Annotated in this window: 14 protein-coding genes and 1 tRNA gene; 9 read left to right on the top strand and 6 right to left on the bottom strand. The window is 68.8% G+C overall.

Features of this window, described 5'->3' with window-relative positions; all coding sequences use genetic code 11:
- Positions 1-252 precede the first annotated feature (252 nt).
- Positions 253-2,142 (top strand): phosphoenolpyruvate carboxykinase (GTP), encoded by a 1,890-nt coding sequence (locus tag OHA10_RS12645; protein WP_371406377.1) that lies wholly within the window; start codon positions 253-255, stop codon positions 2,140-2,142.
- Between the two features lie 58 nt (positions 2,143-2,200).
- Here the strand turns inward: OHA10_RS12645 and OHA10_RS12640 are convergent, their stop codons facing one another.
- A complete protein-coding gene (locus OHA10_RS12640) occupies positions 2,201-2,857 on the bottom strand; it encodes a phosphoribosyltransferase (RefSeq protein ID WP_371406376.1) in 657 nt (218 codons plus the stop codon).
- Positions 2,858-2,908: 51 nt separating this feature from the next.
- On the opposite strand from OHA10_RS12640, the gene OHA10_RS12635 reads away from it, so the two are divergent.
- Positions 2,909-3,793: an LLM class flavin-dependent oxidoreductase gene (locus OHA10_RS12635; protein WP_371406375.1), complete on the top strand. Its 885-nt coding sequence runs from the start codon at positions 2,909-2,911 to the stop codon at positions 3,791-3,793.
- Positions 3,794-3,923: 130 nt separating this feature from the next.
- Here the strand turns inward: OHA10_RS12635 and OHA10_RS12630 are convergent.
- Positions 3,924-4,013: transfer RNA gene (locus OHA10_RS12630), tRNA-Ser, on the bottom strand.
- Positions 4,014-4,289: 276 nt separating this feature from the next.
- On the opposite strand from OHA10_RS12630, the gene OHA10_RS12625 reads away from it, so the two are divergent.
- From OHA10_RS12625 to OHA10_RS12610, 4 genes are all read left to right on the top strand, one after another.
- Positions 4,290-5,879, top strand: coding sequence for an LCP family protein (locus OHA10_RS12625; protein WP_371406374.1), 1,590 nt, complete (start codon positions 4,290-4,292; stop codon positions 5,877-5,879).
- A 76-nt stretch (positions 5,880-5,955) separates the two neighbouring features.
- Positions 5,956-6,918 (top strand): hypothetical protein, encoded by a 963-nt coding sequence (locus OHA10_RS12620; RefSeq protein WP_371406373.1) that lies wholly within the window; start codon positions 5,956-5,958, stop codon positions 6,916-6,918.
- A 34-nt stretch (positions 6,919-6,952) separates the two neighbouring features.
- Positions 6,953-7,411, top strand: a complete 459-nt coding sequence (locus OHA10_RS12615) for a hypothetical protein (RefSeq protein WP_371406372.1) — start codon at positions 6,953-6,955, stop codon at positions 7,409-7,411.
- Between the two features lie 4 nt (positions 7,412-7,415).
- The gene (locus tag OHA10_RS12610; RefSeq protein WP_371406371.1) at positions 7,416-8,375 is read left to right on the top strand and encodes an acetylxylan esterase; all 960 of its coding nucleotides are present in this window, start codon (positions 7,416-7,418) and stop codon (positions 8,373-8,375) included.
- Here the strand turns inward: OHA10_RS12610 and OHA10_RS12605 are convergent.
- Together OHA10_RS12605 and OHA10_RS12600 are read right to left on the bottom strand one after the other, a co-directional pair.
- Positions 8,355-8,846: a hypothetical protein gene (locus OHA10_RS12605; protein WP_371406370.1), complete on the bottom strand. Its 492-nt coding sequence runs from the start codon at positions 8,844-8,846 to the stop codon at positions 8,355-8,357. The two genes, OHA10_RS12610 and OHA10_RS12605, sit on opposite strands and share 21 nt — an antisense overlap.
- Positions 8,847-8,885: 39 nt before the next feature.
- Positions 8,886-9,476, bottom strand: a complete 591-nt coding sequence (locus OHA10_RS12600; protein ID WP_371406369.1) for a class I SAM-dependent methyltransferase — start codon at positions 9,474-9,476, stop codon at positions 8,886-8,888.
- A 51-nt stretch (positions 9,477-9,527) separates the two neighbouring features.
- Between OHA10_RS12600 and OHA10_RS12595 the strand changes: the two genes are divergently transcribed.
- Positions 9,528-12,701: a BTAD domain-containing putative transcriptional regulator gene (locus OHA10_RS12595; protein ID WP_371406368.1), complete on the top strand. Its 3,174-nt coding sequence runs from the start codon at positions 9,528-9,530 to the stop codon at positions 12,699-12,701.
- An 86-nt stretch (positions 12,702-12,787) separates the two neighbouring features.
- The gene (locus tag OHA10_RS12590) at positions 12,788-14,191 is read left to right on the top strand and encodes an FAD-binding oxidoreductase (RefSeq protein ID WP_371406367.1); all 1,404 of its coding nucleotides are present in this window, start codon (positions 12,788-12,790) and stop codon (positions 14,189-14,191) included.
- Here the strand turns inward: OHA10_RS12590 and OHA10_RS12585 are convergent.
- Positions 14,188-14,424 carry a hypothetical protein gene (locus tag OHA10_RS12585; RefSeq protein WP_371406366.1) on the bottom strand — a complete coding sequence of 79 codons (237 nt, stop codon included), beginning with the start codon at positions 14,422-14,424 and terminating at the stop codon, positions 14,188-14,190. The genes OHA10_RS12590 and OHA10_RS12585 overlap by 4 nt on opposite strands.
- Before the next feature lie 73 nt (positions 14,425-14,497).
- Here OHA10_RS12585 and OHA10_RS12580 point away from each other — a divergent pair, with 73 nt between their 5' ends.
- Positions 14,498-15,445 (top strand): hypothetical protein, encoded by a 948-nt coding sequence (locus tag OHA10_RS12580; protein ID WP_371406365.1) that lies wholly within the window; start codon positions 14,498-14,500, stop codon positions 15,443-15,445.
- Here OHA10_RS12580 and OHA10_RS12575 read toward each other — a convergent pair.
- Positions 15,431-15,853 (bottom strand): MarR family winged helix-turn-helix transcriptional regulator, encoded by a 423-nt coding sequence (locus OHA10_RS12575; protein ID WP_371406364.1) that lies wholly within the window; start codon positions 15,851-15,853, stop codon positions 15,431-15,433. The genes OHA10_RS12580 and OHA10_RS12575 overlap by 15 nt on opposite strands.
- Between the last annotated feature and the right edge of the window lie 65 nt (positions 15,854-15,918).

Here is a 15,918-nt window from a genome sequence, read left to right as displayed (position 1 = left end):
AAGCGATTGTCGCGAAAACTTTGTGACCGGGTTCACTTTCTGGCGGTTCACAGCCCTCGGGTCGTTCGCGTACGGTAGTACCACTTGCACACTGGTATACGCCCACTGGGCACACTGGTATGCGAGCGACGACACCGCCAGCCAGCTGCATCGGACCGCCGGAGACCCCGGCGGCCGGACGCCGTACCCGCCTTTCAGCGTCGAGGGGCCGAACGTCGCCGGGTCCGACAGCCGAGAGGGAATGAGCCGCGAATGACGACAACCGCCAGCCCGACCCATACCGAGACCGCCACCTCAGCAGACGCCAAGGACCCCCTCCCCGGCGAAAAGCCCACGCCGTACGACCTGACCGCGGCCCCGACGCAGCACGCCGGCCTGCTGAACTGGGTGGCCGAGGTCGCCGAGCTCACGCAGCCCGACCGGATCCACTGGGTCGACGGGTCGGACGCGGAGTACGCCACGCTGACGAACGAGCTGATCGCGGCCGGCACCATGGTCCGGCTGAACGAGGAGAAGAAGCCGAACTCGTTCTGGGTCCGCACCGACCCGAGTGACGTCGCGCGGGTCGAGCAGCGGACGTTCATCTGCTCCGCCGAAGAGAAGGACGCGGGTCCGACCAACAACTGGATGGACCCGGCGCAGATGAAGGCGCTGATGACGGAGCTGTACCGCGGTTCGATGCGCGGCCGGACGATGTACGTCGTCCCGTTCTGCATGGGCCCGCTGACGGCGGACAAGCCGATGTTCGGGGTCGAGATCACCGACTCGGCGTACGTCGTCGCGTCGATGCGGATCATGTGCCGCACCGGCGCCGAGGTACTGAACAAGCTCGGCGAGGACGCGCCGTACGTCCCCTGCCTGCATTCGGTCGGCGCACCACTGCAAAAGGGCGAGCAGGACGTCCCGTGGCCGTGCAACGACGAGAAGTACATCGTGCAGTTCCCCGAGGAGCGCGCGATCTGGTCCTACGGCTCCGGGTACGGCGGCAACTCGCTGCTCGGCAAGAAGTGCTACTCGCTGCGGATCGCGTCCGCGATGGCCCGCGACGAAGGCTGGCTGGCCGAGCACATGCTGATCCTCAAGCTGATCTCGCCGGAGAAGAAGGTGCACTACGTCGCGGCCGCGTTTCCGAGCGCCTGCGGCAAGACCAACCTGGCGATGCTCGACCCGACGCTGGAGGGCTGGGAGGTCGAGACGCTCGGCGACGACATCGCCTGGATGCGGTTCGGCAAGGACGGCCGGCTGTACGCCGTGAACCCGGAGTTCGGGCTGTTCGGTGTTGCCCCCGGCACCGGTTGGAAGACGAACCCGAACGCGATGCGCACGATCGAGAAGGGCAACTCGGTCTTCACCAACGTCGCGCTCACCGATGACGGCGACGTCTGGTGGGAGGGCTACTCGCCGACCCCGCCGGACCACCTGACCGACTGGAAGGGCCGCGAGTGGACGCCGGACAACGGCGAGCTGTCGAGCCACCCGAACAGCCGGTTCTGCACGCCGATCAAGCAGTGCCCGATCATCGCCGACGAGTACGACGACCCGAACGGCGTACCGATCTCCGCGATCATCTTCGGCGGCCGGCGCGCCACCACGGTCCCGCTGGTGACCGAATCGCGCGACTGGGCGCACGGGGTGTTCATGGGTGCGACGCTCTCGTCGGAGACCACCGCGGCCGCGGTCGGCCAGGTCGGCGTCGTACGGCGGGACCCGATGGCGATGCTGCCGTTCCTCGGGTACGACGCCGGGCAGTACTTCGACCACTGGCTGACCGTCGGCAAGCAGCACGACGCTGCGCAGCTGCCGAAGATCTTCTACGTGAACTGGTTCCGCAAGGACGACGCCGGCAAGTTCGTCTGGCCGGGCTTCGGTGAGAACAGCCGCGTACTCAAGTGGGTGATCGACCGGATCGAGGGCCGGGCCGACGCGGTCGAGACCCCGATCGGCCGGGTGCCGGCCGCGGACGCGCTCGATGTCGCCGGGCTGGACATGACGGCACGGGACCTCGAGATCGCGCTCGACGTCGACGTCGAGGAGTGGAAGGCCGAGATCCCGCTGATCGAGGAGTGGTTCGCCAAGCTCGGCGACACCGTCCCGACCGAGCTCAAGGTCGAGCTCGACAATCTGAAGGCCCGCCTGGGCTGAGGAACTCCGGCCGCCGCATCGGAAGCCGGCGGTCGGATCGACAGCGCGGCGTCTCGGCTCACCGGCCGGGGCGCCGCGCTGTGCTCTCCGCGAGCACCCGCTGCACCTCGTCGTCGCTGACCGACGAGAAGTCCCGGTACGCCTGCCCGACCGCGTTGAAGTACCGCGGGATCCACACGCACACGACCTGATCGGCGATCTGCGCGAGCCGACGGCAGCTCTCCACCCCACCCACCGGTACGGCGACGACCACGCGCGCCGGCTGCTGACGACGTACCGCTTCGACCGCTGCCCGCATCGTCGAACCGGTGGCGAGCCCGTCGTCGACGAGGATCACGACCCGGTCCCGTACGTCGATCGGCGGACGGTCCCCGCGGTACGCGAGCTCCCGGCGGCGCAGCTCCCGGACCTCGCGCCGGCGTACCTCCTCGATCGCGTCCGCGTCGACCTCGCGCGCGATCTGCTCGTTGCGCACCACATGCAGTTCCTCGCCGACCCCCGCGATCGCGCCCATCGCCAGCTCCGGCTGCCCCGGCAGGCCGAGCTTCCGCACGATCAACACATCGAGCTCGGCACCCAGCGCCTCCGCGACCGGCCCGGCGACCGGCACCCCGCCGCGCGCCAGCCCGAGCACCAGGACCGAACCGGCGACCTGCCCGAGCTCGTCGGCAAGCACCTCGCCAGCAGCCGTCCGGTCGAAATACGGCCTCCTCATCCCGCCATGATCCAACTACGTTGACCCCATGCGAATCCCTGAGATCGGACCATGGGTATGAAGATCGGTGTGATGCTTCCGCTGGGTGCGGGGGACGGGCCCGGTGGAGGTATGCCTGGGTGGAAGGACGTGCGGGCGGTTGCGGAGGCGGCTGAGGAGGGTGGGCTGGATTCGGTCTGGATCGCGGACCACTTCCTGTACCGGGATCCGGAAGGGCAGATCTACGGCATGCACGAGTCGTGGACCCTGCTGACCGCGGTCGCGGCCGTCACCTCGCGAGTGGAGCTCGGGAACATGGTGCTGTGCGCCTCGTTCCGGGATCCGGGGCTGACGGCGAAGATGGCGGCGACGCTCGACGAGGTTTCCGGCGGGAGGCTGATCCTCGGCGTGGGCGCGGGCTGGCACGACCCGGAGTACGAAGCCTTCGGCCTGCCGACCGACCACCGCGTCGGCCGCTTCGAGGAGTGGCTGGAGATCGTCGCCCGGATGATCCGCGGCGAGACGGTCAGCTACGAGGGCACCTACTACAAGGTCCAGGACGCCAACCTGGATCCGGCCCCGCCCCACCGCATCCCGATCCTCATCGCCGGCCATCGTCCCCGCATGATGCGCCTGACCGCCCAGTGGGCCGACCTGTGGAACACGGCCTGGTACGGCGCCGCTGACGCGAGGGTCGAGGAACGGCTCGAGACCCTCCGCGAGGCGATCGAGACCGCCGGCAAGTCCGCCGGCGCGGTGGCCCCGACCGTCGGCGTCGTCGTCCGCGACCCGGAGCAGCCGCCCGTCGCCGACCCCGATCCACGTGCGATCGAGGTACAGGACCTCCCCGCGGCGCTGGCGGCGTACGAGAAGCTCGGCGTCGACCACCTGATCATCTCGCCCGAGCCGATCAGCCCGCGCACCGTCGAGCGCATCGCCGAAGCAAAGGGCCACTGACCAACAAACCCAGCCACGCGCCGCCCGGGGGTCCGGGGCGAAGCCCTCCGGGCGGGGCCTGGGGGTTGCACCCCCGGAAAGGCCGGAGCTCCCCGGTCTGCGCATTCTGCAGACAGGGGAGCTCCAAGAGCGGAGGCGGCGGGATTTGAACCCGCGAGAGGGGATTACCCTCAACCCGCTTAGCAGGCGGGCGCCATCGACCGGACTAGGCGACGCCTCCTCCGACGATCCCCACGCGGGGGACACGACGACGGCCAAGACTATCTGCTGGACGGGCCTGGCGGCAAAGCGGGTCGGTCGCCGCACCCCGGACACTCTCGGTGGTCGGGGCGGCACGTTGGGGCAGTAGCCCAGGGCCCCTGTACTGTGGCGACATCGACGGGGGTCGCCAGCATCACGCGTCAACCAACTGGGTGTGGTAGGCGTCTGAAGTACCGTGGGCCGCTGCGTGCGGCCGACGGAGGGGTCGCCACGTCGTCGATCAGGGAACGGAGCCATGTCGCGGAGTACTCGCGCAGCCGGTCGGAGGGCAGCGCCTCGTGCCAGCCGGTCACGGCAGCGTTCGCACCGGGCCCGGACGACCTCGAAGGCGATCGGCCTCACCCTGCTCAGCGCCCTGGTGCCGGGCTCCGGCCTGTTGATGGGCGGCCGGAAGAAGCTCGGCGCGTTCGTGCTGACGATCAGCATCGGCCTGCTGCTGATCGCGGCGTACGTCGGCCTGACGCAGCGCGACTCGGTCCTGGCACTCGCGGTGTCGCCCCGGCAGCTGCTGATCGCCACCGGAGCCGTCGTACTGCTCGGTGTGCTCTGGATCTGGGTCGTGGTCGCATCCCACAAGCTGATCCGCCCGGTCAGCATGACCTACACCGGCCGGCTGGCGGGCTCGATGTTCGTCGGGTTGCTGTGCTTCGGGATCGCCGTACCGACGACCGTCGCCGCGCAGACCGTGATGGCGCAGCGCGACCTGGTCGGCAGCGTGTTCCAGTCCGAGGGCAACTCGAAGAGCGCGACCCGGCCGAAGGTGACCAACGCGAGCGACCCGTGGGCGAAGACCCCGCGGCTGAACCTGCTGCTGCTCGGCGCCGACGACGGTGTCGGCCGCACCGGCGTCCGCACCGACACGGTGATCGTCGCGTCGATCGACACCAAGACCGGTAACACCGCGCTGATCTCGCTCAGCCGGAACTGGATGCGGATGCCGTTCCCGGAGGACTCGCCGCTGCACAAGGTGTACCCGGACGGTTTCTGGGATCCGAGCAAGGGCAACGTCGAGCAGCCGGAGTTCTACCTCGACGCGATGTACGACAACATCCCGAGGCAGCATCCGGGGATCCTCGGCCAGACCGACAACGAGGGCGCGGACGTGGTCAAGCTGGCCGCGAGCGCGGCGCTCGGCCTCGACATCGACTACTACATGCAGGTCAACCTGGCCGGCTTCCGGCAGATCATCGACGCGGTCGGCGGCATCACCGTGAACGTGAACTACCGGGTGCCGATCGGTGGCGACTACGGCGAGGGTCCGGGGTCGAACACCGAGAAGAAGCCGAGCGGCTACATCGAGCCGGGGCCGAACCAGAAGCTCGACGGGTACCACGCGCTGTGGTTCGCCCGCGGCCGGTACGGCCTGAGCGACCCGTCGCGGCAGGAGCGGCAGCGCTGCACGATCCACGCGCTGGTCAACAGCGTGAACCCGGCGACCCTGGTGACGAAGTACCAGCAGATCGCCTCGGCCGGCAAGCAGCTGCTGCGCACCGACATCCCGCAGGAGATCCTGCCCGCGTTCATCCAGCTCGGTCTCAAGGTCAAGAACGCCAAGGTCAGCAACATCGACCTGGACAAGAACAAGAACTTCCCCACCGGCAAGAACCCGGACTACACGGCGATGCGGGAGATCATCCAGAAGGCGCTCGCCGCGCAGACCAACCCGGTCGCGTCGACGCCGACGCCGACGGTGAAGCCGACCAAGAAGCCGACCAGCGGGACGTCGACGAAGAAGCCGACCGCGCCGAAGACGACGGCCACCCCGGGCGCCGCGGAGAACCTGAACGACGCCTGCGCCTACAACCCGAGCCAGACCGGAAACTGAGACAAATTCGGTTGGTTGAACCCCAGCGACGGAATCATGACAACTCAATGAAACCAAGTCACACCTGGGGGTGACTGTGAGGCGTTCGTTGGCGGTTGTGGCCGGAGCTGCGGTTCTGGTCTGTGCGGGCTGCAGCAGCGAGCCGGAGAAGGGTGACCCGCCCTCGGCCGGTGGTACGGCGAAGTCGAGCCCGCCTGCCTCGACGGCGCCCGAGCCGAAGCCCGCGCCGAGTGCGGTGGCGCTGTCGGTGCCGATGTACCAGCGGGCGCTGACGAATGTCGAGAAGACGCTCAAGCCGTCGGTCGCGCGGGTGATGAACGCGCAGACGATCGCCGCCTTCGACGCGTCCCGGGCCGTGCTCGCGAAGGCAGTCGTCATCGAACGCGGCGAGCTGGCGAAGATCACGCCGCCGAAGGGTCTGGTGACGGCGCATCCCGCCGTACTCGATGCCTTCGATGCGTACGCCGGTGACGTGAGCACCGAGCTGAGCCGGGCCGGAGGCACGAAGACGGGCTGTGGATTCCCCAAGGCGCTGGACGTGCGGTTGTACGAGGCCAAGAGCGGCCTGCGGTTCGCGTACGCCGAGCTCGCGCAGAGCGTGCAGAAGTCGATCGGCAAGGGTGTGAAGTTCGGTGCGCTGTCGGTGCCGCCGAAGTTGGCCCAGCCGGCCGTCATCGCCGGCCGGGGTGAGAACGGCGATGTGTTCCAGCGGTCCGGTCCGCGTGGATCGGGGTCGCTCGAGATCAAGAACGCCGGCGACGACGTCGTGATCGTGATCGCCGGCAGCAACCCGCGGCAGCCGCAGGCCTCGATCTACGTCCGGGCCAACAAGACCGCGACGCTGAACGGGATCCGCAGCCAGGACTACTGGGTCTACTTCAAGTCCGGGACGAGCTGGGACGCGAAGAACCACCGGTTCACCGAGGACTGCTCGTACCAGAAGTTCGACGACGTCTTCGACGGCTCGTACAACTGGACGATCAGCCTGGCCAAGACCCCGCTCGGCAACGCGTCGTCGTCCGAGACGGAATCCTTCTGACATGGTCACCCGGGTCGGATGAGATCCTGTGTCGATGCGTACGACGTACCGGATGCGGGCGGGTCGGTTCCTCGGGATCCTGGCCGCTGGGCTGATCATTCTCGGGGTAGCCGCAGTGCTGTGGGCACTGGGGCTGCCGTCCGTGGCCGTGTCGGTGTTCGTCTCGCTCGGCGGGGTGATCACGCTGGCCGGTCTGTGGATCCTGGCCCGGCCGCCGAAGGTCGCGCGGCTGCGGGACTCCGACATCGAAGTACGCGGCCTGCGGACGCCGTGGACGGACATCACGGAGGTCGGCCGGGTGGAGACCACGCACGGCGAGGCGATCGTGCTGCGGACCAAGCAGCCCGACCACCCGATCCTGCTGCCGCTAGCGTGGCTCGCGCCGAAGCAGGTCCCGTCACTCGAGGCCACGCTGCGCGACAAGCTGAACGCGGCCCACGGGTACACGATCTGGGACGGGACTGTGCCGGAGGACACCGGCAGCGCAGAATGATCCGGTGCTTTCCTTCGAGCTGTCGTACGACGAGCTACTGACCTACCAGGGCACGAACCCGCGGCCCGCGGACTTCGACGAGTTCTGGGACAAGGCGCTGCTGTCCCTGGACGAGGTCCCCGCCGATGCGGAGTTCGTGGACGCGACCGACTTCCCGCTGACCACGGCGACCGCGCAGCACCTGTACTTCACCGGGACCGGTGGGTATCGGGTGCATGCGAAGGTCCTGCGGCCTGCCGAGCCGACCGGGCCGGCGGTGCTGCTCTTCCACGGGTACGGCGGGGAGCAGCCGAAGTGGGTCGAGCTGCTGCCATATGCGGCGCGCGGGTTCACGGTGGCGGCGCTGGATGTGCGAGAGCAGGTCGGCTTCCGTACTCCGTCGCAGGAGGGCAACAGCTTCTCGTTGCAGCACCATTTGGTGCATGGGTTGGACGCCGGGCCGGATGGGCTGCTGTACAAGCACATCTTCCTGGACACGCGGCGGCTGGCCGATCTGATCGGTGGATTGCCGGAGGTGGATGCGTCGCGGATCGCGACCACCGGCTGGAGTCAGGGCGGCGGGTTGTCGTTGGTGGCGGCCGCGCTGACGCCGTCGATCAAGTACACGGCGAGCGTCTACCCGTTCCTGTGCGACTACCAGCGGACGTGGGACCTGAACCTGGAGACCGGTCCGTACGACGAGATCGTCACCTGGTTCCGCAAGCGCGACCCGCGGCACCTGCGGCAGGACGAGGTGTTCACGACCCTCGGCTACATCGACGTGCAGAACCTCGCCCCTCGCATCCAGGCCGAGGTAACCCTCTTCGTCGGCCTGGAGGACCAGGTCTGCCCGCCTTCCACCCAGTTCGCCGTCTACAACAAACTCACGTCACCAAAAGAAACCCGCCTCTACCCCGACTTCGGCCACGACGACCTCCCCGGCGCCCACGACGACATCTACCAACTAATAGGCACCAAACTCTGAGCCGTAGACCTCCAGGGTGATTCTTGGGTCGTTCAAGTTGTTGATGGCTTGGATCAGCATGTCGGCTTCTGGGTGGTTGCGGGCGACCAGCATCACGAGGCGGTTGGCGTAGTGGTCGACGCCACCGCTGATACCTGTGGTGCCGGTCCACGTGGTCTGGTGTTCGAGTAGCCGGGAGGAGAGCTCCTGCAACTCCTCGCCGGAGTACTGAACCTGGACGAACAGGACACGCAACCAGGTCGGGTTCGTGACCAACAGGAGGAGGCGGGCCTGTTGGAGGGCATCCTCCGTGGTCATCTGCACTGTGAGTGTCGCGGTCTCGGAGTCCCACAGCATGCCACCGTCGTAGGCCGTCAAGGGCTCCAGCAGGGCGCGAATCCGATCCATCTCTTCGCTGGCCAGCGCCTCACCCGTGATATCCAGAGGCAACCACTCACCTGCCTCTGGATCCGGCCCCCACTTCTTGTCCACAACCACAGGCTAAGCAGCGACTACAGCAGGAACCAGTAGTCAACAGTTGGGGCGGCTCCAGAGGATTGAGTAGCGGAAGAGTAGGTGGCGGCGGTAGGTGGCGCCGGGGAGGAGTTCGGTCGCCAATGCCTGCATTTCGGAGTAGGTGACGGGCGGGGGCCAGATGATGGGTGATGGGTGCTGCCAGTGACTCTTGACCGCGCGGTAGGCCCAGCTCGCGGCTACGCCGGCGACCTCGCGCGGTAGGTCTTGAGGCAATCTCGGGCGAGCCAGACCGACGATCGCCAGCACACCGCCCGGTCGGACCAGGGAGCGCATCCGGAGTAGGCCCGTGCGGGCGTCGACGTGGTGGAGGGTGGCGACGGAGGTGACTACGTCGTACGAGGCCGGCTCGAGTGGATGGTCCAGGAAGTTGCCGTGGACGTACGAGATGTCATCGCCGTACTCGCGGGCCAGCTCCAGGCTCGGTGTATCGAGGTCGATGCCGGTGACCGCTGGTACGACGTGACGTAGCGACCGGGTCAGCGTGCCCTCGCCGCAGCCGATGTCCAGCGCGGACCCGGCGTCGGGTGGGACGGACTGCAGAATGCGTGAGTGGTAGTGGATGTTGTGGTTCCACCGCTGGCTCATCTGCTCATCCTTGCCGAAAGTGGGGCCTACGATCGTGGGGGGAGGGTGAAGGTGCGGATCCAACTGCTCGGTGGTTTTGCTGTCGATCGCGGGGGGCGATCCGTCGATCCGAAGGTCTGGCGGCTGCGGAAGGCGCGGACGCTGGTCAAGCTGCTCGCGTTGACGCGCGACCAGCGGCTGCACCGCGACGTACTGCTCGAAGCGTTGTGGCCGGACCGGCCGTCGACGTCCGCGGTCAACAACCTCCACCAGGCCCTGCACGTCGCACGGCGGGCACTCGCGGGTGACGAGTCGAGCAACGGATTGCTCGAGTTGCGCGACGACTTCGTGGTGCTGCTCGCGGACGGGCTCGTCGACGTCGATGTACGGACGTTCGAGCGGCTGGCCGCACTCGGCCGGACCAGTGGTGACCTCGACGACCTCCGCGCCGCGGTCGCTGCGTACACAGGCGATCTCCTGCCCGAGGACCGATTCGAGGATTGGGCCGTCCGCCCGCGCGAGGAGCTCCGGGCGACTTTCGGCAATCTGCTCGTCGACTTCGCGGACGCGGCCGCAGCGGACCACCATGAGGCGGAGGCGCTCGACGCGCTGACCCGCGCACTCGCCATCGATCCGCTGCACGAGCACGGCGTCCGGAGCCTGATGCGACGACTTGCGGCAACGGGTCGGTCGTCCGAAGCGTTGGCGCAGTACGAACGGCTGAGAGGTGACCTGCGTACGGCGTACGGCACCGACCCGGACCCGGAAACCCAACGCCTGTACCAAGAACTCCTGTCCGGCACCCCAGCCGCCGAACCGCCGCAGCAGCAGGCGAGGCACAACCTCGCGCCGGCGTTGACGAGCTTCGTCGGCCGCGAGCGCGAGATCGCGGACGTCCATCGCCTGATGGAGCAGGGCCGACTCGTCACCCTCACCGGCGTCGGCGGCGCCGGCAAGACCCGGTTGGCGGAGGAGGCCGCGCGTCGCCTCGTCGACTCGTACGCCGACGGCGTCTGGATCGCCGACCTCGTACCGGTCGCCGACCCACACCTCGTCGCCGACTCCGTCGCCGCGGCCCTCGGCCTCGACCCCGCGGCCGGATCGGATTCGACGCGCACCCTGATCACCCGGCTGGCACCCCGCAATCTCCTTCTAGTACTGGACAACTGCGAGCACCTCCTCGCCGCCTGCGCCGGACTAGCAAGCGAAATACGCCGAAGCTGCCCCGGCGTCAGCCTGCTCGCCACCAGCCGCGAACCACTCCACGCTCCCGGCGAGGTGACCTTCCGCGTCCCCTCACTCGAGCTTCCCGAGCCAACAGACGAGCTCGACCGACTCCGCACGCTTTCCTCGGTAAGGCTCTTCGTCGACCGAGCCCAGGATGTCCGGCCCGGCTTCGTCCTCGACCCGACCAACGCCACCGCAATCGTCGAGATCTGCCGTTGCCTCGACGGCATCCCGCTCGCCCTCGAACTGGCGGCCGCCCGCGCCTCACACCTCGAGGCCGCCGAGATCGCCGCCCGTCTTGGTGAGGCACTCTCGCTGCTCGGCCGCCCCGGTGAGGTCACCCGACACGCGACGCTGCGCGCAACACTCGAGTGGAGCCACGCGTTGTTGTCGCCCGACGAGCAGGTGCTGCTCCGACGGCTCGCGGTCTTCTCCGGCAGCTTCTCGCTCCGCTCCGCCGAGAAGGTCTGCGCCGACGAACGCCTGCCCAACTCCGACGTCCTCGACCTCCTCGGCCGCCTGGTCGACAAGTCACTGCTGCTCGTCGACCACGACGGGCCGCGCTCGCGCTACCGGCTCCTGGAGACCATTCGCCAGTTCGCACACGAGCGTCTGTTCGCCGCGCACGAAGCCGCACCGATGGAGGCGGCGCACTGCAGACACTTCCTGGAGTTGGCGGCCGACGAGGATCCCGAGCGAGCCGGCGTCGTCGTCGAACGTCCTCAGCTGCTCGACGCCGACCACGACAACCTCCGTGCCGCACTCAACTGGGCACTCCGCCACGACCATGAGAGGGCTCTGCTGCTCGGCCTCAGCCTGTCGCCGTACTGGCTGGCGCGGGGTCACTTCTCCGAAGGCGCAGGCTGGCTCGAACGCGTCCTCGAGGTCGCAGTCGAACCGTCCCGCGAGCGAGCGCGAGCGATCTTCGCGCTCGCGATCCTCCTCGCCCGGAGCGGATTGGCCGACCGGCTCCCGCGACTCGGCGACGAAGCGGTCGCGGTCGCCTATCAGTCCGGAGACCAGGTCGACCTGGTGACCACCCGGGTACTGCGTGGCACGCTTCTGCTCGGCAGCGGAGATCTCGACGAGATCGAGCAGACCGCGGTGGACTCGCTCGCGCAGGCCGACGCCCTCGGAGCGGACCCGCTGGCCGCGGCCGCACAAAGCCTCGGCGCGATGACCGCCCTGTTCCGCGAGAACGCCGAACTCGCGCAGGAACGCTTCGAGGAATGCCTACGGCGGCTGAGGCAGATCAACCCGAACACCACCAGGTTCTTCCCCGCCGTCACGATGTGCCTGCCGCTCGTACCGATCGACGGGTCGTGGATCCCGGTGTTCGAGGAGACCTTCCTGATCGGCCGCCGGGTCGGCGCCGTACAGGGCATCGGCTACGCGTTGTCGGGCCTGGCCGACGCCCATCGCCTGACGAAGAACCTCGACGCCGCGCAGGACGCCGTACGCCGATCCGTCGATACCTTCACCGGGATCGACGATGCGTCCGGGCTCGGCCACGCGCTCAACCACCTCGGCTGCATCGAACGCGACCAGGGCCTGTTCGGTGCGGCCGAGAAGCACCTGCGTGACGCCCTCAGGATCCGTGAGCAACTCGGCGACCGCCGCGGCGAGAGCCTGACTCTCGCCAATCTCGGTCTGCTCGCCGCGGCGTCCGGCGATCCCGGGACGGGCCGGCGACTCACCCGCGCCGCCCTCGATCGTGGCGAGGCGGTCGACGACGCGCCGGCAGCGGGTGGCGCTCTGCTCAACCTCGCGGTCGTCGAGTTGTTCGCCGGCGAACGCCGTACCGCGCGGATCCTGGCCGAGCAGGCGGTCGACGCCTTTCACCCGCAGGGATATCTGCGACTCGAGGCCTGGACGCGGTTGCTCACCGCCGAACTCGCCGCCGAAGACGGTGACACCGAGGTGCTCGACCGACACGGTCCGGCGGCGCTGGAGATCTTCACCCGCCTGGGCTGCCGGATCGGTTCGGCGCGCGCCGACGCCGTGCTCATGCGCCGCTAAGTCACGCTAAGCCCTTGCGAAGACCTCCTTCCTAATGTCGTTGTCAGCCCGGGAAACGTCCTGGGCGGAACGAATCAGGAGTAGAAATGACAACGACGCAAGCGCGGCAGGACACGCTCGGGGAGGCCACCCTCGGTGAACTTGCCGAAGGACTTCGTGGTGAGCTGATCCGCCCGGCCGACCCGTCGTACGACGACGCGCGGTCGATCTGGAACGCCGCGCATGACAAGAGACCGGCGCTCATCGTCCGCGCCAAGGGGGTGGCCGACGTCATCCGGGCCGTGGAGTTCGCCCGGAGCGAGGGGTTGACGTTGGCGGTCCGGGGCGGCGGCCACAGCATCCCCGGATTCTCGACCACCGACGGCGGCATCGTCATCGACCTGTCGCCGATGAACTCGGTCCGGATCGATCCCGACCGGCGCCGGATCGTGGCGCAAGGCGGCTGCACGTGGGGCGACGTCGACGCGGAGGCGCAGGCGTTCGGGCTGGCCGTCACCGGCGGTCTGGTGTCGTCGACCGGCGTCGCCGGCTTCACGCTCGGCGGCGGCATCGGCTGGCTCGTCCGCAAGGCGGGCCTGGCCTGCGACAACCTCGTCGGGGCCGACATCGTCACCGCCGACGGTCGGTACCTGCACACAAGTGAGACCGAGAACCCCGAGCTGCTCTGGGCCTTGCGAGGCGGCGGCGGCAACTTCGGCGTCGTCACCTCGTTCGAGTTCAAGGCGTACGAGGTCGGTCCGACCGTCTTCGCGGGCCTCGTGTTCTACCCGGGCGATCGCGCAGCCGACGTACTGCGTGGGTTCGGTACGGCGGCCGCGTCGGCGCCGGACGAGTTGTCCTTGGCAATCAATCTGACCACCGCCCCGCCGTTGCCGTTCCTGCCGGAAGAGGTGCACGGCAAGCCGATCGTCGCCGTCCTCGGGATGTGGTCCGGGCAGCCGGACGCTGGTGACGCCGCAACCCGGCCGTTCCGCGAACTCGCACCGGTCGTCGCCGACCTGTTCGGGCCGATGCCGTACAACGCGATGCAGACGCTGCTCGATCCGCTGTTCCCGCGCGGTCTGCGGAACTACTTCCGTTCGGCGTTCTTCAGCGACCTCGATCCGGCAACGGTCGACGCGCTCGTCGACGCGCACTCCGCAGCACCGAACGGGCTGTCGGAGCTCCACGTCCACCATCTCGGTGGCGCGATGGGCCGGGTACCGGCCGACGCCACGGCGTTCGGCACCCGCGACCGCGAGTACATCCTCAACGTCGTCGCCCGGAGCGAGGACTCGGCCGGGTACGACGCGGTCGTCGAGTGGGCCCGCGCGGCCGGCAGTTCACTCGGGCCGAGCGCGGCGTCGTACGTGAACTTCACCGGCGAGACGAACGAGGACATCGTTCGGGCGTCCTACCCGGCGGCGACGTACCAGCGGCTCGTCAGCGTCAAGAACACCTACGACCCGACGAACCTGTTCCACCTCAACCAGAACATCAAGCCGAGCTAGCGCCTGGCGTCCTGGATGGCAGCGTCGATGGCGGCGAGCAGGAGGGCGTCGTCATCGGCCTTCCAGGTGTGGGACTGCGGGCAGGTCCATTGATCCGGATCGGCCGGTACGACGCAGCCGAAGAGGCGGACCTTGCCGGCGGCGGCCGCCTCCCGGGCGACCCGGGTCGGGAGGCCGTAGAGAATCGGCACTCCTCGCTGCCCACAGACCGGGCACTCCGGTGCGTTCGCCATACCTCCAGCGTACGCCCCGTCCACGTCGTACGATCGGGACCGGATTGTTGCCAGGCGCAATGAGGAGGAAGCAGTGGCCATCGGGTTCAGGTCCGCCGCACGGCGGGCGGCGGAGGTCCGGGGCCAGTGGTGGGACCGCATGTCCACGATGGTGCAGGCACACACCGGACGCCCGATGAAGGACAACGCCGGCCGGTTCAACGGCTCGAGCGACGCCGGGGACCGCGCTGCCATCTGCGATGCCATGGCCGACGCGTACGCCGGAGACTTCAGGCACCAGACCCTGGTCCGCGGCCTGGCCAGGCAGGTGGCCGTGCAGGATGTGGACAACATGATCGCGGCCAGCCAGGTCCCGACCGCCTCCCAGGGCATCCTCGGGCAGCGGGTCGCGGGCGAGCCCGAGCCCGTCGACCCCCGCGACCACTTGCGCGCGATCGCGGCAGCCGGCTTCGCCGAGACCCTGGGCGAGCAGCTCGGCGATCACCGCCCCGCCGCCGACATCGCCCGGACCATGCTCGCAACCTCACACGGTCAAGGGCCGCAGAGCTCGCCGCTGCGAGCCGCCGCGACCGCGCTCTTCCGGACGTCGCCCGAGGCGCAGGCGATGATCCCTGCCGAGCACCACGAGACCGCGATCACCGGCATCCAGCAGGCGATGGAACAGCGCGCTCTGGAGATCGACGCCGTCGCCACCCGGGACCTGGCCGGACACTCGGGCCTGGCACCGCGAGCGCTCGACCAGAGCCGGCTCGAGAGCCGAATGCTCGGCATCGAGGTCGCAGGCGCCGGCATCGAGGCGGTGGAGCGGCTCGCGCATCCGCCCGCGCCGACCGGCGAGCCGTTGCAGGCGGCGGTCGATGTCCGTGCGGCGCAGGCCGCCGCGTCATCGGGTGTCGCCTCAGCAGCCGAAGCGCCGTCCGGCACGGCGGGCGGCGCCGCGGGCGGTACGCCGGTGGACCCGCGTCTGGCTTATCGGATGGGGCCGAACGAGACGCAGCGCTCCGGCTCACGCGAGGTCTGACACCAGCACGTCCTGGATCTTCGTCAGCGCTTTCATCAGCTGGGCCCGTTCGGTCTTCGTGAGCGTCGCCGTGATGCGGTCCTCGAGCGCCTGGCGTTCGGCCTCGATCGGCTTCTGCAGGGCCCGGCCGGCCGGCGTCAGCCAGAGCCGGACGAGGCGGTTGTCGTGCGGGTCGGGGCGCCGTTCGAGCCAGCCCGACTCGGCCATCCGGGTGGCGAGTTTGGTCACGGCGGGCGTCGTCACGTTGACCGCGGCGGCGATCTCGCCCGGCGTACGTCCGTCCTCCGCCCATAGCGCCGCGAGCAAATGATCCTGCCCGAGCCGCAGCCCATGGCGTTGTACGGCGGCGTCCGCCGCGGCGCGCAGCAACTTGGACGTCTTGCTGTGCAACTCCAGGAACTCGGGCATCGACGCTCTCCTTGACGACCAGATCGTTTACCGGTTAACGTTCTTGAGGAATCGTTAACCGGTAA

It is taken from the genome of Kribbella sp. NBC_00662 (assembly GCF_041430295.1).
In the GTDB taxonomy this organism is placed as follows: domain Bacteria; phylum Actinomycetota; class Actinomycetes; order Propionibacteriales; family Kribbellaceae; genus Kribbella.
Note: the sequence above shows the minus strand (reverse complement) of the source record. Positions and strands in the feature narration are given on the sequence as shown.

Coding starts and splice junctions, on each gene's coding strand:
- OHA10_RS12645 (WP_371406377.1), top strand. CDS start 253: ATGACGACAACCGCCAGCCCGACCCATACCGAGACCGCCACCTCAGCA.
- OHA10_RS12640 (WP_371406376.1), bottom strand. CDS start 2,857: ATGAGGAGGCCGTATTTCGACCGGACGGCTGCTGGCGAGGTGCTTGCC.
- OHA10_RS12635 (WP_371406375.1), top strand. CDS start 2,909: ATGGGTATGAAGATCGGTGTGATGCTTCCGCTGGGTGCGGGGGACGGG.
- OHA10_RS12625 (WP_371406374.1), top strand. CDS start 4,290: ATGTCGCGGAGTACTCGCGCAGCCGGTCGGAGGGCAGCGCCTCGTGCC.
- OHA10_RS12615 (WP_371406372.1), top strand. CDS start 6,953: ATGCGTACGACGTACCGGATGCGGGCGGGTCGGTTCCTCGGGATCCTG.
- OHA10_RS12600 (WP_371406369.1), bottom strand. CDS start 9,476: ATGAGCCAGCGGTGGAACCACAACATCCACTACCACTCACGCATTCTG.
- OHA10_RS12590 (WP_371406367.1), top strand. CDS start 12,788: ATGACAACGACGCAAGCGCGGCAGGACACGCTCGGGGAGGCCACCCTC.
- OHA10_RS12585 (WP_371406366.1), bottom strand. CDS start 14,424: ATGGCGAACGCACCGGAGTGCCCGGTCTGTGGGCAGCGAGGAGTGCCG.
- OHA10_RS12575 (WP_371406364.1), bottom strand. CDS start 15,853: ATGCCCGAGTTCCTGGAGTTGCACAGCAAGACGTCCAAGTTGCTGCGC.